Source organism: Microcystis sp. BLCC-F209, assembly GCF_041928595.1.
Taxonomy (GTDB): Bacteria; Cyanobacteriota; Cyanobacteriia; order Cyanobacteriales; family Microcystaceae; genus Microcystis.
The window spans coordinates 12,274-29,002 of the sequence record NZ_JBHFLL010000191.1 but is presented as its reverse complement, the minus strand read 5'-3'; the positions used below and the strand labels follow the sequence as shown (position 1 = coordinate 29,002).

The following is a 16,729-nucleotide window of genomic DNA, read 5'->3' as shown; positions in this document are numbered from 1 at the left end:
AATCCCTCCCCAAGTAGTCTAGTTGGTGGCTTAGGTAATGATATTCTAGTGGGTGGCGCTGGTAACGATACCCTCAATGGTGCTGCTGGAACCGATACTTTAACCGGTGGGACGGGGACAGACATCTTCATTTTCCAATTTAGTCAGTCCACCGCAGCAGCCCTAGACCGAGTTACGGATTTTGCTATCGGTACTGATAAAATTGACCTGCTTAGTCAAGCTGGTGCGGCAATTAATGCCCCGGTCGCTTTTACCCGGGCAACAGATAGCACCACGACCAATATTAACACTATTGTTACTAACGTCTTTACCGATGCTGATGGGGCAACAGCCGGAAATCAAGCTCTCGGAATTAACAGTGCTGTTTTAGTACGGGACAATAGTTCTTCTACTTACCTAATTATCAACGACGGTACGGGGGGTTTCCAAAGTGCTAATGATTTGGTGATTAATCTTACTGGGTTAACGGGTAGTTTACCGGCGCTCGGCACTATTGCGGTCAATAGTTTCTTTGTCTAAATTGATGGGGGGGATTAATTCTCCCCTTTTAACAGTGTTTTTAGTATAGAATTAGGGCAGGTATTGCTAAAGAACCAGATTGTGAAACTAATTGTCTTTGATGATGAAAGTGAGGTAATCGTGCAATGGATACCCGATTAAAATATCAAGATATTATTAAGACTGTTCTCCAGAATCATGCTAACTATCGTGCTACCTTACCTGATGGCTACACTTCTCAGGTTATATTTGATGATGAACGAGGACATTATCTAGTTTTAGATTTCGGTTGAAGTGGTAATAAGTATCTCCATGCAACACCAATTCACCTTAGCTTGGTTGTCGATAAAGTCTGGATTCAATGTGATGAAACGGAGGAAGGCATAGCGACTGATTTGATGGAAGCAGGTATTCCCAAAGAAGATATAGTTCTGGGTTTTCGTTATCCTAAAGTACCCAAATATACAGGATTTGCTGTGGCTTCGTGACCAAAAATGTTGAATCTATACATCAAACTTTATACACAAGCTGAAATTGCAAAAATGTTTTAGACAAACTCAATTATAAACAAAGTAATGCAATTGAGAATTTAATTTACCTTATCGTACTTTTAGCCCTGAAATATATGATAGCGATGATAGTTTAAAAAATCTAAATCTGGTAAAAAGCGATCGGGAACATTTAAAGTTTTACCGCGATAGTTGATAAAATTTAGTTCTAACGTCTCGCTACCTTGATCCTGAGCCTTTTTTTCGATCTCATGGCCAATAATTAATCTTAAATCCTCATCGAAACTAATTAAACCTCGATCGAAAGCAGTATCATGAGTACGAGCTAGGCACAGGCCATTATGAGGGTTTAAACGCTGTTCGGGAAATTGACTCCAGGGTAATATATGACTAGCTGTTAGTAAGAGAGGAATGGGATTTCCTGTAATACAGCAACGATAGTTATATAGGGCTAAAATTGTCTTTCTAAAAAAGTTTTGTCCGATTCTAACTTTTCTGATTGCCTCGTTTTCTGTTTTGATATTTTCCGAAAAATCATGTCTAGTAAAATCCTCTTGCTGTTCGTTGATAACTCCTAAAAGAACCTGTAATTTTTCCTCACTTTCTAGGGCTAATTCTGTCCAGTTATCCTCGAACTCTTGCCAGATTTGCCGATCAGCTTTACTGATACCTTTTAACCCCTGTACTCCTCGCAATTGATGCCTGGGATCGAGAGAACCAAAATTACATAATTTCATCACCAGGGCCGATGGTGTTCGCTGTAACTTTTCAGCGACTTCGATAATAACAGGATTATTGGTGTGGAATTGTCCATAGGGAAATTTATAGTATAAATTGAGAGCGATCAGCAGCTCATCCCTTGTCCATAAATTCTTAGTCATAGCCCTTGGAAAATACCACCATCAGCCCTGAAATTACTGCTCAAATCAAATCGGGAAAAACTTCGCGCACTGCTGGATGAATTAACCGATGATTGGCGACATTTAACCCCTTAGCGAGGGAAACATCTTGATCCAAGGCTTTTACCCCATGGTCGGCTAATTTAATAACGTAGGGTAGGGTACTATTATTTAAAGCTTGAGTTGCCGTCCAGGGTACTGCTCCAGGCATATTAGGCACTCCATAATGTACTACTCCCGACTCCAAGTAAGTCGGTTGACTGTGGGAAGTGGCCCGCAGAGTTTCCACGCAGCCCCCTTGGTCCACTGCCACATCGACAATTACAGAACCAGGGTTCATTTTGGCGACTAAAGAGCGAGAAACTAGAGTCGGCGCTCGTTTTCCTAAGACTAGCACTGCCCCAATCAATAAATCGGCCTTAGGAACCACATTTTCTAATTGTGCCGGGCTACTGTAAAGCAATTCTACCCTGGAACCGAATAAAGTCTCTAAATAGGCCAAGCGCTCGACGTTAATATCTAAAATAGTTACTTTTGCCCCCATACCGATGGCAATTCTGGCCGCTTCCGTACCCACCACACCACCGCCAAGGATAACCACTTGTCCAGGACTCACCCCGGGGAAACCCCCCAGTAAAACTCCCCTACCTCCCTGTTGTTTTTCCAGATAGCGGGCCCCAAATTGTACCGAAAGACGACCGGCAATAACACTCATGGGAGTTAGGAGGGGCAAGCGACCATCGACAAGCTCGACCGTCTCGTATGCGATCGCAGTTGTTCCCGACTCGATTAATGCTTCCGTTAAATAGCGCTCGGCCGCTAGGTGTAAATAGGTGAATAGGAGAGCTTCTTTATTTAAAAAGCCGTATTCTGCCTTAAGCGGCTCTTTGACCTTGACAATTAGCGGTTTATCCCAAACTTGGGCTGCTTTTTCCACAATTTTGGCCCCAGCTTTTTGGTAATCCTCATCGCTGAATCCGGCACCCAATCCAGCGGCCGTTTCCACAAATACCCTGTGACCGCGATCATTGAGTACACGCACACTACTAGGACTCAAACCGACGCGAAACTCCTGATCTTTAATCTCTTTGGGAACACCTATTTCCATGGTTTGCTTCTGGGGGACTATTTCTAACTAGGGTATGCTGAAAAAGTTTTTCGGTGGGGGTAGGGTGTGGGGTGTGGGGTGTGGGGAAGTGGGGAAGTGGGGAAGTGGGGTGTGGGGTGTGGGGAAGTGGGGAAGTGGCCCCCCAACCCCCCCGACATCGGGGGGGTTGGGGGGGGTGTAGGGTTTTAGCCATTTTCAGGGGAAAAGTCCCTGAATTTTCCCCCGGATCACTCCAATGGCCAGTACTTATCGAACAATGTTTTTAGATTTATTCAGCCAACCCTATAGTTGCGAGTTATCAGGCATACTATTGGGGAATTTTAGCGACTTTTTTGGTATTCTTCCAGCAAATCGATTAAATCTATCTGACATTTGCTGGGTAACAAATCCGCTAGAGAAACTTGCAGATGACCACCTCCGAGGGTGACTTTTATCTCCCGCAGGATAGACATGACTGCATTCTCGCTTAAACTGTCGTTTTCGAGCAAAGGGAAGACTTTTTCGGCAACGACGCTGTGTAAATGTGCTTCCCGGAGATAGAGATGCCATTTAGCCACGTCAATGTAGATATTGTCGCCGATTTGGGCCGCCAGATTTTCGATGTCCTGAGTTGTATTAGCCATGGGATGTTACCGAGTAGTTAGCGATCGCCGCTATATAAATCAAATGTCCCACCAATAGAATAGCCCAAATTCCCGTGAACAGATTTAACCAAGTCCAATCGGAGAATTTAATGATATGAAAGAACCACAACCCTGAATTAATCGCTAAAAAACCAGCCACATGAACGGCAAAATTCATGCGATCATCTAAACGTCGGAAAGCGGGATCGTTTTTGCGGTCGGGTTGACGGGGCCAACGGGGAGGCATAAGCAGTGATCATTTATCAATTATCAGTTATCAGTGTACCGTTTTTTTTAGCTAAGTTAAGTTGCCAGAGTGCCTATCCTCACCAAGAAGTTAATTTTGTCCTATTACTTATCTACTGGTGGCAATTTCCACTTCGGGTAAGATTTCTAAAGATAAACGGGTTCTGACAGTGCCAGAAAGACGTTTAAGCAGTTGCGGGCGTAAATCACGCAGAATATAGATTAACTCGTCTCCGGTGCGCCATTCTTCCCCTTCTGTTACTACCTGTAGGGAATTATCACGACGCAATAGTAGGGGCAGCAGTTCGCCATTTTCGATTAATTTAGTTAATCTGGTCTGTTGTTCGCTCAAATCATCGGCCTTAAAGATAGTTTTACCCAATTTAATCTGATTATCGTCTAAATACTGATTCCATTCCTTGACCGAAAAACTAGGGAGAAAAACCTGATTAACCTTATTTTTATCTGGGTTGGGGGTTCCCGCAAAGGCAGCCAACAACCGGGGAGGATGAAATTCCTCGCTGGCTCTTTGGGCTAAAACCAGATTAACCTCGCTATTATTAGTCAAAACCAGAAAAGTTCCCATGGATTCGATTCCCGCTTGTTGCAGTATTTTTGTATCAAGTGCGCTACTCTGCAGCACCGTCAAACCGTCGGCTGCCGCTTGCTGACAGGCTGCGGCATCCGTATCGATTAAAACCACGTTTTCCCCTTGTTCTTGGAATAAACAGCCGATTAAGCGACCCAGGGGATTACAACCGACGATTACTGCCCCTGTTGCCGCAGAAGAAGTGATTTTTAGCCCTTTTGCCACCCAACGCGCCGTTAATCCCTGAATAAAAACGGTCATTAAAATTGTTAAAAAGACTAAAGCTTTGATCGCTTCACCGCCATTAATACCGGCACGGGTGAGTAAAATGGCAAATAAAGAAGCTACAGAGGCGGAAACGATTCCCCTAGGGGCAACCCAAGCGATAAATAACTTATGTCGCCAATTTAGGTCACTTTTTAGGGTACACAGAGCCACACTCAGGGGACGTACCACCAGCATCAAGACTAACACCGTCAGGACGCTGCCCCAACCCAAAGCGATGACACTGGCGATCGAAAGATCCGCCGCTAGTAAAATAAACAGTACCGACACGCAAAGAGTGGTTAATTGACCTTTAAAACGCCTTAATAACCGCTCATCGGGAACTGCCGCCGCTTTTAGCACAATTCCCGCCATTACCACCGCCATTAATCCCGATTCACTGCGACTAAATTGTGATAAACCAAATAACCCCCAGACTCCCGCTAAAACCACGAGATTCTTTAACTCAAAAGTCAAAAAATTGCAAGTTTTTATAATAAAACTTAACAATCCCCCGCCGACAATGCCGATCGCCGCCCCGATGCCTAAACGCAGGGTTAAACCGGTGATAATTGCCATGGGGCGGGCATGACTATCAATAATCGTATTTAGCACCACTACGGCTAAAATTGCGCCCACAGGGTCGATTAATACCCCTTCCCCTTCCAAAAGCGTCGCTACTCGCCGATCTACGGCGATTTGCTTCAGCAAAGGCCCGATCACCGTCGGACCGGTTACCACCACTAAAGAAGCGTAAAGAAAAGCGATCGGCCAGGGAAATTCCCCCAACCAGTGGGCTGCCATACCGCCACCGATGAGAGTGATGGAAGTACCGAGGGTGACAAGATTGCGTAAACTGCCAGAAACTCGCCCTAATTCCCGTCCGCTTAAGCTTAAACCGCCTTCAAATAGGATAATCGCCACAGAGAGGGCAACAAGGACTTCTAAGCCAATTCCCAGACTTTGGGGGTGTAAAATTTCCCAACCATCGGACCCCAAAGCAATCCCAAAAATGAGCAGGAAGACAATACTGGGAACTTTCAGGTATTCGGCAATGACTTGGGCTGTAATCCCCGCCACCACAGTGATGACGATTTGCAGGGTAAGGGCGAAAGATGGATCCATGTTTAGCGATCGGTTATCGGCTATCGAGGCGGGGTTATGGTTGGGGTTTAATGATTCTAATTATAGTTTTGATTCCCGCTTCGGCCCGGTCGGGAGGAAATAAGCATAACAAGCTCCAGAAAACGGGTTTCTCAAAGAAACCCGTTTTCTATGGCAATTAAGCTTTATCACTGCCTTGCTTTGGCTTTAACTGGCGTTTAACCAAGGCACCCAGGCCTAATAAGCCTAACCCTAAAACCGTACTGGGTTCAGGGGTGGAAGCAGCAGCAGACTGTCCAAAGGTGAGATTGTCAATAATGGGACTCCAAAACAAACTTTGTTGGGTTAGTTCAATTTTACCAATACCTGCTATATCTTGGTATCCGAAAAAGACAGGAACACCAGTACCCGCAAGACCAATGGGGGAAATAGTATCTAAGACCGTCGAATCATCAGTACCAAAAATAGTGACAGTCGCTGTATCACCAAATCCCTGGAAAGCACGCAAGTCAAGGCCAAAGGCATTAACTGGTACGCTAAAGTCAATGTTCATCGGTTGGCCAGCAACTAGCTCTTTAGAAGGAGAACCAAAATAATTTGCTCCATTCCACTGAAGGACAGAAGAGCCGGCAACAAACGTGACACCGTTAACCACTAACCCTGGACCTTGACCATTAACCACAGTAGAGGAATCTAATGTTGCTTGCAGCTGTGGAGCATTACCATCAGGCACATTGTAGTTTTCAAAGTTTTCAGTGACTCCTGACCCTCCTAGAATAGTATTTAGCTGAGTGCGGTCGCTGATGATAGTTCCAGCAGAAACCCGATGGATACCAAAAGTCATGGTAGCTGCGAAAACTGCGCTAGTAGCTAAGGAAATTTGTTTCAGTGAAGTTGTAGTATTCATTGACAATTTTGGAGAAATTTTACCAAAAAGCCTATCACCCCCCCCGATTTTGTCAAGTATCGCTGTTTTTCTCGATTTTATACGGTTTTATCTATGTTTTTCATCTCCAGAAAACGGGTTTCTCAAAGAAACCCGTTTTCTAATGTAATCGCGTAGTGCTATATCATAGACTTATCAAACTTGACAAGTCTTGTCTATGCTTTCAATAGAATACCTAACTGACCAAAACGGACAACCCAAAGCCGTTGTTATTCCGATTGAACTATGGAAACAAGTATTTCCCCAAGAAGATATGTCTTGTGAAGAGTTCACCGAAGCAATAGAAGACTACTGCCTTAACCAAGCGATGGATGAGGCACAGCAGAGTCCACTATTAGATATCGAAGAGGCACTGGCTTATTTGGAGGAATAGATTTACCTTGAAGGTTCAATATCGAAAAAGATTTCTCAAAGATTTGAAGGCATTGAAAAACCAGCCTGTTTATGAGCAAATTTTACAGCTTGCTTTTAGAGATTTACCCAATGCCAAATCATTGCAGGATATTGGTAATGTCAAGCCAATGAAGGGAGCTACCAATCGCTACCGAATACGGCTTGGTGAATATCGATTAGGAATAGCCGTTGTTGATGATAACATTGAGGTAATGCGGCTCCTACACCGACGTGAATTTTATCGCTACTTTCCCTAAATATTCATTAATTTAACTAAAAGTGAGCCATTATGAGTATAGATTCAGCCCTTAAGAATATAGTTGAGAATATGCCCGATGCTCTCAAAACTGAACTTTTACATTATGCCGAATATTTGCTCACTAAGTCTGACCAAACAGAAGAAAATAAACAAGCAGCAAAAGAATCTGTAACTGTTAAAAGAACTTTAGCTGGTTCAATAAAAGGAACTTTCGTTTTACCTTTAGCTAATGACTTTGATGCTCCCTTAGAAGACTTTGAGGACTATAGGTAATGAGGAGTGCTTTAATAGATACTCATGTCTTTATCTGGTTAGCTGAGGATGACCCAATTTTGCCTGTTTCGCTGCGAGATAGTCTTGAAAATACCGATAATGTTTTTGTAAGTATTGCTAGTTTTTGGGAAATATCGATCAAGGTAAAAATTGGTAAACTCTCTCTCTGTTCTGAAATAACTATAACTCAAAAAGATTGGGATTGAATGGCTGTGATTACCACCGTATTGATAATATCGGGAACGGTACAACCGCGACTGAGATCATTGACGGGTTTTTTTAATCCCTGTAGGATTGGACCAATCGCTAAAGCTTTTGTTTCCCGCTGCACGGCTTTATAAGTATTATTCCCTGTATTCAGGTCAGGAAAAATAAACACCGTTGCTTGGCCCGCTACCTCTGACCCCGGCATTTTTTGGGCGGCTACTTCCCTATCCACGGCCGCATCGTACTGAATTGGGCCTTCTAGCTTCAAATCGGGGCGTTTTTCCCTAGCGATTTTGGTCGCTTGTCGTACTTTTTCCACGTCTTCTCCCTGGCCCGATTGACCCGAAGAATAGGAAAGCAGGGCGATTCGCGGTTCAATTCCGAATTTTTGGGCGGTTTCGGCAGAAGATAGGGCGATTTCGGCTAATTCCTCGGCGCTAGGGTCGGGATTGACCGCACAATCCCCATAAACCAAGACTCGATCCTCTAGACACATAAAAAAGACCGAGGAGACGATCGCACAATCGGGCTTAGTTTTGATAATCTGGAGTGCAGGCCGAATCGTGTGTTGAGTGGTATGCACTGCCCCCGATACCATACCATCAGCATCGCCCTGATACACCATTAAAGTGCCAAAATAGGAGACATCCTGTGCATAATCCCGGGCCATGTCGAGATTCATTCCCTTGGCTTTTCTCGCTTCGTAGAGGGTCTGCACATAGCTTTCAAAATGGGGACTAGCCACGGGGTCAATAATTTGCAGGCGATCGAGATCGAGAGTGATACCATGTTTTTTAATCACCATTGCAATCTCGTCTGGTTGTCCCAAGAGGGTTAAATCGACGATATCCTGTTCGATTAAAACTGTGGCCGCCTGGAGGATGCGCGGTTCGGTTCCTTCGGCCAAAACGATGTGACGTTTTTGCGCTTTGGCCTGTTGTACGAGATTATAGGTGAACATCTTCGGGGTAATCCCCTGGGTCCGCAAAGTGCGAATTTGCGCTTCTAGGCGATCGAGATTGATGTTACTGTGAAAAAGCTGCAGACTGAGGTTAATTTTATCGTAGTCCGTCGAGGTTAGGGTGGTTCGCACATTGTGGACGCGTTCGGCCGTGGTGTAGGTATCGGTGGTGACGGAGAGAATCGGTAAGGGATCTGGCAAACCTTCAATTAAACGGGCGATCGAAGGATTGAGGTTATGACCTGCTGTTAAAACTATACCGGCTAATTGGGGATAATTGGCCGATTGATGGGCCTGTAACATCCCGATAATCACATCGCCGCGATCCCAAGGGGTGATAATTAAACTATCTTCTTTTAACCGCTCTAGGGCATTTTGCATCTGCATGGCCACCACCAGAAAGTTACTAGCTAAACTATCTAATCTGTGCTGTCCGTAGAGAACTTTTGCCTGTAATTGTTGGGCGATTTCTGATACTCGCGGGCTGCTAAGTTTAGCATTATGGGGAATCACTCCTAGGGCATATTCTTGGGGGGGAAAAATTTTAGTTAGGCTTTTCCGTAATTCCTCTATTTTTTCCTCTTCAGCTTGATTGATAATAATTCCGATCACCGTACAACCTTTATCTTGGTAGGTGTCGCAGGAAATCAGGATCGGACTAAGGGCATCTTCGATACTGCGCTGGTGAGCATTACCTAATATTAAGATGGGATGGCCGAGATTTTTGGCGATTTCTGTATTTAGTTCAAATTCAAAGGCGGAATTTTCTTGCAGATAATCGGAACCTTCACAGAGGATAAAATCATATTTTTTTTCTAAGTTTTTAAACTTTTTGATAATTCTTTCGATGATTTCATCAAATTTTTGGTGTACCAATAAATCCTTCACTTCGTCGTAACATAAACCGAATGCCTCTTCGTAGGTTTGTTCTAATTTAAAATAATTGAGGATTAAGTCAATGTCTTCGTCCCGATGACCTTGGGAACAGTCGAGAACAATTGGCTGGAAAAAAGCAACTTTATTAGTTTTGCGGAGAATTAAGTCAATAATTCCTAAAGCGACTAACGCTTTACCGCTTCCCGTTGCCGTCGTGCTGATATATAAAGAGTTAGTCATGGGTAGAGCAGAATAATAACAGGAGTGGGATTTAATTGGGCCACCCCAACCTTGAGGTGAGCGATTGATCCCCCCTTAATCCCCCCTTGATCCCCCCTTAATAAGGTGGTTTTGATCCCCCCTTAATCCCCCCTTAATAAGGGGGGCAGCGATCAAGTTGTCTATAAGGGTGTGAACTGTTGGCAAATTTTCAGTAAACTATCTTTATTTGTTGGCTAATCCAGAGATTTTTGTCCCAGAGCGATCGCTGTTTGAATATCTGCTAGAGAGTGATGGAATATACCTTGTAATCTAGCAGTTATTTTGTCCGATTGCTGTTCACTGGTAACATTTTTTTCATGAACTTGATTTAATTTCCTCGGATTAAAATAAAGACTCCAGAAAATCCTATCACCAGCTTTACATTTAGGGCTTGTTTTTTCATAAAGATTTAAGCTTATCTCCCTCCGATTGCTATTAAATTTTAACTGGAAGCAATTACCCCAGATTGTTGAAACCATTGGCTAATTCCGGCGGCTAAAACTTGCGCTAATTGTTTTTGTGCCTGAGTATCGGTAATCCATTCAAATTCTTGAGGATTACTCATAAATCCTAACTCTAATAACAAAGAAGGACTACTATAGGGACGAGTTAAAGCTAAATTATTCCAAAATACTCCATAGGAAGGACGGTTAAGATTTTTGGTTAAATAATCGTGGAGAAAAACCGATAAATCCGCTGCCTGGGGATGATACCAAAATATGCCAATTCCTTGAGTATTTAAGGCATCTCCATCATCGGGTAAAGCATTATAGTGAACCGATAGTGCTAGGGTTGGTTGTAGATTATTAATCATCTCTACCCGTGCCGGTAGGGATAAATCAATGTCCGTTTCTCTGGTTAAATAAACTGTTGCCCCCAATTTTTCTAACTCCCGTTTAATTAATTTAGACATAACCAAATTAATCTCTTTTTCTGTGTAACCCGTCGGACCGACAGCACCAGTTTCTTTACCTCCGTGTCCGGGATCTAATAAAATAACTTTGCCCTGTAAATTAGCTCTTTTTTCTGGGGGATGACGCAGGGTTAAGATTAAATTTGTCTCCTGGTAACGAAGACTATAACCCCACTGTTGTTTTTGATTAAGATTAAAAGTGTATTCTATCGTAGTCGGGTTAATTTGTCGCCAATCTAAACGTCTGACAAAAGGATTATCCACCAGAAAAATTGTATCGGTTTGGGCAATGGTATTATAAAGCGTCAAAATAAATTTATCATCCTCTTGTCTCACGGCGATGGGTACAGGATGGGAGAGGGGAAAAATAATTTCCGTTGCTTGATTGATACTGCGAGAAGAGAGACCGCGAATATTAGCATTATCCAATACCTCATTGACTATTAAACGGGTTTCTCGCTCTAAAATCCAACCACCATAATCTAACCGTAACCAATCCCCTTCTTTCCCAGTGACTCTCGCTTTCGTACCTTGGGGTAAAGGAGTTAAACGGGAATAATCACTACCCGGCCCCGTGCGTGCTACCCCTTGGGCTGCTATAATTTCAATCACTGGTAAATTTTGATCGCTAATAATGTTAATTTCTCCTTGACCTTGTTGACTAATCGAGCGATTATTTAATTGTGCTGTAAAAATAGGTTTTCCTAAGTTAGCCTCTTGCTTAAACTGTTGACAACCTCGATAGTAACCAGTTTTATCCTCGGAATTCGCTTGATTAAGATTAGTTAAAACTGCGGCATTACTAGGCAGTTTTGTGGTTTGAGGTTGGGGTAAAAGAGGCAGAATTTTATCTCCTAACTGCACAGAAACCTGAGCTTGGGGAGTGGCAATCGCACTAAAACAAATCCATTCCCCCACTAATCTCGTCTTATTGACAGAAGGACTGAGAGAGTTATCAGCAAAAGCTAATCCTTGAGGAATAATTGCTTGAGTATCTAGACGAATTATTTGACGATTAATAGTTTGGTTTTGATAGCGAATAGTGAAATTATTTTCGCCAACTTCTAGGGGAAAACTAGGGGCAAAATATCCTTTAGCACTGCGTTGAATCGGTTGATTATTAAGCAAAACTTGACCCGATGGAGGAGCAGAACCAATAAAAAAGATTCTCGATGCCGTGGTTTGATGATTATCGGGAGGATAAACAATCATTAATGAAGCAGATTTAGCGCTGATGCTGTGATAAAAACCAATTAATAGCACTAAAACTAAACCGATTAAGATATTTTGCCCAAAAGTTCTCACCTTTAACCAGAATAGCCCCATATTATAACCCTCTTAGCTGACAAATATTATCCTAGGACAAATTCTAGAGGTTTGTTGTTGGTCTTCTCAGTTGTACTGCATTTAAACTGCCTGTGGAAAATAGTAGTACAAATGCTCGAACCCCCACTTCCCCATCACCCCCCGCAACGCGCACGCAGTGACCACCCCATCACCCCATCACCCTAATTCATAATTCATAATTCATAATTCATAATTCATAATTCATAATTCCCACACCCTGTTTGTGACCCTCATCCCTTATGATCAATATAGATTAACTTTTGTAAAGGAATCGGAGTTATGGCTTTAACCGTTGGAACAATCGCACCGAACTTTACCACCACCGACGATACTGGAAAAACCGTTTCCCTGTCGAATTTTCAAGGTAAAGTCGTAGTTTTATACTTCTATCCCAAAGATGATACCCCCGGCTGCACCAAGCAAGCGCAAAGCTTCCGGGATAACTACGAACAATACCAAGACAAGGAAATAGTAGTCTTCGGGGTGAGCAGGGATGACCAGGGTTCCCATGCACAATTTAAAGAAAAATACAGTTTACCCTTCCAATTGCTCGTAGATACCGATGGTGCTATCACCAAAGCTTATGATGTCGATGGTGGTGGCTATTCTAAGCGCGTCACCTATATCATCGATGCGGAAGGCAAAATTAGCCATGTGGATGAAAAAGTGAATACCGCTAGTCACGCATCGGATATTCTCTGCGTCGTCGGTTAATTTTTCCTAAAATCTTTTCTGGGTGTGTTAGGGGAACCTAATACACCCGATATTTATACCCACTTTCCGCAGTTGGTGGTGAGTCTTTCGTCTAAAAAGGGTTGACAAGCTCAGGTGAGGACGGTGGAGCGTCAGGGTTATTTGTTGGGAGTTTGTGGTCATGCGTCATCTTTTTAATCATATTCCCCAGTTTTAAGTGAAAAGGCTAGTATAATTAACGGTGTTCTAAGTAAGTGGTTCTAATTAAATAGAAGATAGATTTTGCCTTCCATCTCCCCCTGCTCTCCTTAATCCCCCCTTGACAAGGAGGGTATTTGACGGTTTTTAACATCTACCTACTTATCTTGTGGGGAAATGATTACCTTGTCATCAAAAATTAATATATTTTTAAGGCTTACGATCTAATTTTTTGCTTTTACTAAAATGTCAAATGTTATTGAAATTGTCAAAAACTTAGCCAATAGAGAAGCCAAGCGCACTGAAGCCGATATACAAGCTGGCATCAGGGATTTATTACTTCAAGCTTCACTAGATCTCGATGATGAAGATCTTGATGTAAAACTTGAATCTCAATTGGGTGATCGCCGTAGAATTGATGTTGAAGTAGGATCGGTAGTCATTGAAGTCAAAAAAGATTTACGGAAAGCGAAAATTCTCGCTGATGCGATAGAGCAATTATCGGGCTATGTCGCAGTTCGGACGCAGCAAACGGGACAAAACTATATTGGTATTTTATCGGATGGTTTGGAATGGCGCTGTTTTCATCTCAAACCATCAAAGGATTTTGTTGAAGTCTCTAAACATTTAGTAAATGCAAATAATCCCGATGCCGATAAATTAATTGCTTGGTTAGATGGTGTTTTGGCAACAAAGCAAGGCGTTATTCCTACTCCAGAAGAAATTAATAATAAGCTGGGTGTAGAAAGCTCTTCCTATGCCATTAATCATGCAACTTTATTAAGTTTGTATGAGGAAAACAAAGAGCTTCCTACAGTAAAAATGAAGCGTCTATTATGGGCGAAACTTTTGACGACAGCGTTAGGTAGTCAATTCAAAGATAGTGATGAATTATTCGTTGAGCATACCTTACTGGTGAATGTATCTGAAATTATTGCTCATGCTGTTTTAGGTCTAAATGTTAATGATTTATCGCCCGCTTCTCTTTTATCAGGTTCTCAGTTTGAGATTAGCGGTATTTATGGCGTAATTGAAAGCGACTTTTTTGATTGGGTGATAGAAGTTGAGGAAGGTGATATTTTTATTCGTTCATTAGCTCGTAAAATTTCTCGTTTTAATTGGGGGGAAGTGGCCTATGACATTATGAAAGTCTTATATGAATCAATCATTGCTCAGGAATTAAGAAAACAATTAGGAGAGTATTACACACCAGACTGGCTGGCGGAGGCTATTGTTGAAAAAACAATTAAAGACCCCTTAAATAAGCGTGTTTTAGATCCGTCTTGCGGTTCTGGAACTTTCTTGTTTCATGCGGTTAAAAATCTTTTTAAAAAAGCAGCGCAGGAGAAATTGTCTCTGCGTGAATCTCTTGAAACTTTGGCAAGGAATGTTATTGGCTTTGATATTCATCCAGTCGCAGTGACGTTAGCTCGTGTAACTTATCTTTTGGCAATTGGTCGTGATAATTTGACTAATCCAAGCAGAGGGGAAATTAATATTCCTGTTTATTTGGCTGATTCTATGCAATGGCGACAAAAGCAATATGATCTATGGTCAAGAGATCACGTCATTATTGAAACGGATAGTGAAGGACAGTTATTTAAATCGGAGTTACGTTTTCCCCATGAGCTTCTAAAAAGTTCCCATAGTTTTGATGAGCTTGTAAAAGAATTAGCAGATAAAGCTACTCAAAAAGATTACAGTAAACCGATACCTTCTTTAACGGGGGTATTTCGGCGATTAGCTATCCCTGAAAAGTTTCATGAGACGATTAAAAGTACATTTTCCGTTATGTGTGAACTCCATGAAAGCGGACGGGATCATATTTGGAGCTATTATGTGCGTAATTTGGTCCGTCCTGTTTGGTTGAGTTTACCGCAAAATCGGGTTGATATTCTAATTGGAAATCCGCCCTGGCTTTCTTATCGGAATATGCCTAAAGAGATGCAACAATCATTTAAGGAAATGAGTGAAGAGCGCTCACTTTGGCATGGGGCAAAGAATGCCACACATCAAGATCTTTCAGCATTGTTTGTCGCTAAAACTATTGAAACTTATTTGGGTGAAGGTGGCAAGTTTGCTTTTGTGATGCCTAATTCAGTAACGGATAGAGAATATTTTGGAGGATTTCGAGAGGGGAATTATTGCCTAGGGAAAGGAGCAACAACATACGTTGAATTTGCAGAATCTTGGGATTTACGAAGACTAAGACCCCATTTTTTTCCTAGAGGTGCATCGGTTATTTTTGGTAAGAGATCTCAAAAACCTGTAAAAATGCCTTTGATTGCTGAATATTGGACAGGAAAAATCAACGAACCTAAATCATCGTGGAGCGTGATTAAAAAATCACTTAAATTCCCTAAAGAAGAAATAAAAATAGGCTCAGAAAATAAAATTTCTCCCTATTATTCCCAATTTTCACAGGGAGCTACAATAGTTCCGAAAGTGCTTTTAACTGTTGAAGAAAAAATATCTAGTCCGTTAGGTTTAGCTTCTGGACGTAAGTTAGTTCAGTCAAAAAGATCTGCTAATGAGAAAAAACCCTGGAAAGATCTTCCTACTTTAGAAGGAACAATTGAAAGTGATTTTATCAGACCTTTATATACAGGAGCATCTATTTTACCTTTTCGTTGTCAAGAACCCGAATTAGCAATTATTCCCTGGAATGGAAAAGTCTTAATGGACGGAGAATCTGAATTAATTGATCTGTATCCCGGCTTATGTGCTTGGTGGCGCAAAGCAGAAGAAATATGGACAGCAAACAAATCTAGTAGCACTCGCTTATCCTTACTTGAACAAATTGATTATATGGGCAAGCTGACTCAGCAGTTTCCCATACCAAAAGAAAGAATTTTATATGCTTCTTCTGGAATGCACATTTGTGCGGCTAGATTATCCAATAGACAAGCTATTATTGATAGTAAACTGTATTGGGCAACGACTGAAGGACTAGAAGAATCCTATTATTTATGTGCAATCTTAAATGCAGAGATTACAACTTTAGAAACTCGTCCTTTAATGTCCTATGGAAAGGATGAAAGAGACATACATAAGCACGTCTGGAAACTTAACATCCCTAAATTTAATCCTCAAGATCAATTGCATCTTAAAATCTCACAAATTGGTCAAACCCTAGAAAAAGATATTTCTCAACTTGAATTGAGAGATGTTTATTTTGCTAATATTCGTCAAGATATTAGACAATATATAAGAAATAGTAGCCAAGGGAAAGAGTTGGAAAAATTAGTAGAAGAACTTTTACTTGCTAAAAAAGTGATTTAAACCGATGCCACCAAGGTTACTGATTAGATCAATCAACAACTCCAAACCTTAAATATTCAAATTTAATAGGGAAAAATTATGCAAACTTCATAAAAGAAACCCTTAAACAACCACTAAAAATAATACTAAATCTGGTTATTTAAAGATCGAATTCCGTCAGGGATTACCTCAATTACTGACTTATGCTTACAATAGCTTAGAAAGACAACCCTAAGTTTGGTGATTAGCGACTAATGGCTTACAATATAAGTAGCTGGTTATAATTAAATTAAAAATGGAT

General features: G+C 41.7%; 17 protein-coding genes and 2 pseudogenes. 10 read left to right on the top strand and 9 right to left on the bottom strand.

What is annotated here, in order from left to right; all coding sequences use genetic code 11:
- Both ACE1AQ_RS12355 and ACE1AQ_RS12350 read left to right on the top strand, forming a co-directional pair.
- A partial coding sequence (locus ACE1AQ_RS12355) for a bluetail domain-containing putative surface protein (protein ID WP_374808506.1) occupies positions 1-519 on the top strand: 519 nt, incomplete at its 5' end.
- Positions 520-644: 125 nt separating this feature from the next.
- Positions 645-986: pseudogene (locus ACE1AQ_RS12350) on the top strand (XisI protein).
- Positions 987-1,108: 122 nt separating this feature from the next.
- Here ACE1AQ_RS12350 and ACE1AQ_RS12345 read toward each other — a convergent pair.
- From ACE1AQ_RS12345 to ACE1AQ_RS12325, 5 genes are all read right to left on the bottom strand, one after another.
- Positions 1,109-1,888 carry an HNH endonuclease gene (locus ACE1AQ_RS12345; RefSeq protein WP_110545185.1) on the bottom strand — a complete coding sequence of 260 codons (780 nt, stop codon included), beginning with the start codon at positions 1,886-1,888 and terminating at the stop codon, positions 1,109-1,111.
- A gap of 40 nt (positions 1,889-1,928) precedes the next feature.
- Positions 1,929-3,014, bottom strand: a complete 1,086-nt coding sequence (gene ald / locus ACE1AQ_RS12340) for an alanine dehydrogenase (RefSeq protein WP_110545183.1) — start codon at positions 3,012-3,014, stop codon at positions 1,929-1,931.
- Positions 3,015-3,334: 320 nt separating this feature from the next.
- Complete coding sequence (locus tag ACE1AQ_RS12335; protein WP_002761852.1) at positions 3,335-3,637, bottom strand: DUF3181 family protein; 303 nt, start codon at positions 3,635-3,637, stop codon at positions 3,335-3,337.
- Entirely contained in the window at positions 3,630-3,884 is a 255-nt protein-coding gene (locus ACE1AQ_RS12330; RefSeq protein ID WP_002761850.1) for a hypothetical protein, read from the bottom strand. The genes ACE1AQ_RS12335 and ACE1AQ_RS12330 overlap by 8 nt, the downstream gene beginning before the upstream one ends.
- 108 nt (positions 3,885-3,992) lie before the next feature.
- Complete coding sequence (locus ACE1AQ_RS12325; RefSeq protein WP_110545179.1) at positions 3,993-5,861, bottom strand: sodium:proton antiporter; 1,869 nt, start codon at positions 5,859-5,861, stop codon at positions 3,993-3,995.
- Between ACE1AQ_RS12325 and ACE1AQ_RS12320 the strand changes: the two genes are divergently transcribed.
- On the top strand, positions 5,852-6,022 hold the full coding sequence (locus ACE1AQ_RS12320) for a hypothetical protein (RefSeq protein ID WP_172456651.1): 171 nt from the start codon (positions 5,852-5,854) through the stop codon (positions 6,020-6,022). The genes ACE1AQ_RS12325 and ACE1AQ_RS12320 overlap by 10 nt on opposite strands.
- Here the strand turns inward: ACE1AQ_RS12320 and ACE1AQ_RS12315 are convergent.
- A complete protein-coding gene (locus ACE1AQ_RS12315; protein WP_253257738.1) occupies positions 6,019-6,747 on the bottom strand; it encodes a PEP-CTERM sorting domain-containing protein in 729 nt (242 codons plus the stop codon). The genes ACE1AQ_RS12320 and ACE1AQ_RS12315 overlap by 4 nt on opposite strands.
- Positions 6,748-6,943: 196 nt before the next feature.
- On the opposite strand from ACE1AQ_RS12315, the gene ACE1AQ_RS12310 reads away from it, so the two are divergent.
- Genes ACE1AQ_RS12310 through ACE1AQ_RS12295 form a run of 4 tightly spaced genes read left to right on the top strand, consistent with a single transcriptional unit; the run spans position 6,944 to position 7,917 of the window.
- Entirely contained in the window at positions 6,944-7,159 is a 216-nt protein-coding gene (locus ACE1AQ_RS12310; protein ID WP_008198305.1) for a hypothetical protein, read from the top strand.
- Between the two features lie 7 nt (positions 7,160-7,166).
- Entirely contained in the window at positions 7,167-7,436 is a 270-nt protein-coding gene (locus ACE1AQ_RS12305; protein ID WP_039899589.1) for a type II toxin-antitoxin system RelE/ParE family toxin, read from the top strand.
- 32 nt (positions 7,437-7,468) lie between these two features.
- On the top strand, positions 7,469-7,711 hold the full coding sequence (locus ACE1AQ_RS12300; RefSeq protein WP_002792732.1) for a DUF2281 domain-containing protein: 243 nt from the start codon (positions 7,469-7,471) through the stop codon (positions 7,709-7,711).
- Positions 7,711-7,917 (top strand): PIN domain-containing protein, encoded by a 207-nt coding sequence (locus tag ACE1AQ_RS12295; RefSeq protein ID WP_198285282.1) that lies wholly within the window; start codon positions 7,711-7,713, stop codon positions 7,915-7,917. The genes ACE1AQ_RS12300 and ACE1AQ_RS12295 overlap by 1 nt, the downstream gene beginning before the upstream one ends.
- Here the strand turns inward: ACE1AQ_RS12295 and pta are convergent.
- The 3 genes from pta to ACE1AQ_RS12280 all read right to left on the bottom strand — a co-directional run bounded on the left by pta (position 7,899) and on the right by ACE1AQ_RS12280 (position 12,255).
- Positions 7,899-9,995, bottom strand: a complete 2,097-nt coding sequence (gene pta, locus ACE1AQ_RS12290; protein WP_008198310.1) for a phosphate acetyltransferase — start codon at positions 9,993-9,995, stop codon at positions 7,899-7,901. The two genes, ACE1AQ_RS12295 and pta, sit on opposite strands and share 19 nt — an antisense overlap.
- A gap of 215 nt (positions 9,996-10,210) precedes the next feature.
- Positions 10,211-10,495, bottom strand: coding sequence for a hypothetical protein (locus tag ACE1AQ_RS12285; RefSeq protein WP_110545177.1), 285 nt, complete (start codon positions 10,493-10,495; stop codon positions 10,211-10,213).
- Positions 10,459-12,255, bottom strand: a complete 1,797-nt coding sequence (locus ACE1AQ_RS12280; RefSeq protein WP_110545175.1) for an N-acetylmuramoyl-L-alanine amidase — start codon at positions 12,253-12,255, stop codon at positions 10,459-10,461. The genes ACE1AQ_RS12285 and ACE1AQ_RS12280 overlap by 37 nt, the downstream gene beginning before the upstream one ends.
- 300 nt (positions 12,256-12,555) lie before the next feature.
- Here ACE1AQ_RS12280 and ACE1AQ_RS12275 point away from each other — a divergent pair, with 300 nt between their 5' ends.
- The 3 genes and pseudogenes from ACE1AQ_RS12275 to ACE1AQ_RS12265 all read left to right on the top strand — a co-directional run.
- The gene (locus tag ACE1AQ_RS12275) at positions 12,556-12,990 is read left to right on the top strand and encodes a peroxiredoxin (protein ID WP_016517263.1); all 435 of its coding nucleotides are present in this window, start codon (positions 12,556-12,558) and stop codon (positions 12,988-12,990) included.
- Between the two features lie 423 nt (positions 12,991-13,413).
- On the top strand, positions 13,414-16,449 hold the full coding sequence (locus ACE1AQ_RS12270) for an N-6 DNA methylase (RefSeq protein WP_110545173.1): 3,036 nt from the start codon (positions 13,414-13,416) through the stop codon (positions 16,447-16,449).
- A gap of 145 nt (positions 16,450-16,594) precedes the next feature.
- Positions 16,595-16,660: pseudogene (locus tag ACE1AQ_RS12265) on the top strand (restriction endonuclease subunit R); the annotation flags it as partial.
- Positions 16,661-16,729: the final 69 nt, after the last annotated feature.

What these genes read in the sequence shown, in the direction of transcription:
- ACE1AQ_RS12300 (WP_002792732.1), top strand. Translation starts at nt 7,469, where the DNA reads ATGAGTATAGATTCAGCCCTTAAGAATATAGTTGAGAATATGCCCGAT.
- ACE1AQ_RS12280 (WP_110545175.1), bottom strand. Translation starts at nt 12,255, where the DNA reads ATGGGGCTATTCTGGTTAAAGGTGAGAACTTTTGGGCAAAATATCTTA.
- ACE1AQ_RS12335 (WP_002761852.1), bottom strand. Translation starts at nt 3,637, where the DNA reads ATGGCTAATACAACTCAGGACATCGAAAATCTGGCGGCCCAAATCGGC.
- ACE1AQ_RS12295 (WP_198285282.1), top strand. Translation starts at nt 7,711, where the DNA reads ATGAGGAGTGCTTTAATAGATACTCATGTCTTTATCTGGTTAGCTGAG.
- ACE1AQ_RS12310 (WP_008198305.1), top strand. Translation starts at nt 6,944, where the DNA reads ATGCTTTCAATAGAATACCTAACTGACCAAAACGGACAACCCAAAGCC.
- ACE1AQ_RS12325 (WP_110545179.1), bottom strand. Translation starts at nt 5,861, where the DNA reads ATGGATCCATCTTTCGCCCTTACCCTGCAAATCGTCATCACTGTGGTG.
- pta (WP_008198310.1), bottom strand. Translation starts at nt 9,995, where the DNA reads ATGACTAACTCTTTATATATCAGCACGACGGCAACGGGAAGCGGTAAA.
- ACE1AQ_RS12345 (WP_110545185.1), bottom strand. Translation starts at nt 1,888, where the DNA reads ATGACTAAGAATTTATGGACAAGGGATGAGCTGCTGATCGCTCTCAAT.
- ACE1AQ_RS12330 (WP_002761850.1), bottom strand. Translation starts at nt 3,884, where the DNA reads ATGCCTCCCCGTTGGCCCCGTCAACCCGACCGCAAAAACGATCCCGCT.
- ACE1AQ_RS12315 (WP_253257738.1), bottom strand. Translation starts at nt 6,747, where the DNA reads ATGAATACTACAACTTCACTGAAACAAATTTCCTTAGCTACTAGCGCA.
- ACE1AQ_RS12285 (WP_110545177.1), bottom strand. Translation starts at nt 10,495, where the DNA reads ATGGTTTCAACAATCTGGGGTAATTGCTTCCAGTTAAAATTTAATAGC.
- ACE1AQ_RS12270 (WP_110545173.1), top strand. Translation starts at nt 13,414, where the DNA reads ATGTCAAATGTTATTGAAATTGTCAAAAACTTAGCCAATAGAGAAGCC.
- ACE1AQ_RS12275 (WP_016517263.1), top strand. Translation starts at nt 12,556, where the DNA reads ATGGCTTTAACCGTTGGAACAATCGCACCGAACTTTACCACCACCGAC.
- ald (WP_110545183.1), bottom strand. Translation starts at nt 3,014, where the DNA reads ATGGAAATAGGTGTTCCCAAAGAGATTAAAGATCAGGAGTTTCGCGTC.
- ACE1AQ_RS12320 (WP_172456651.1), top strand. Translation starts at nt 5,852, where the DNA reads ATGGATCCATGTTTAGCGATCGGTTATCGGCTATCGAGGCGGGGTTAT.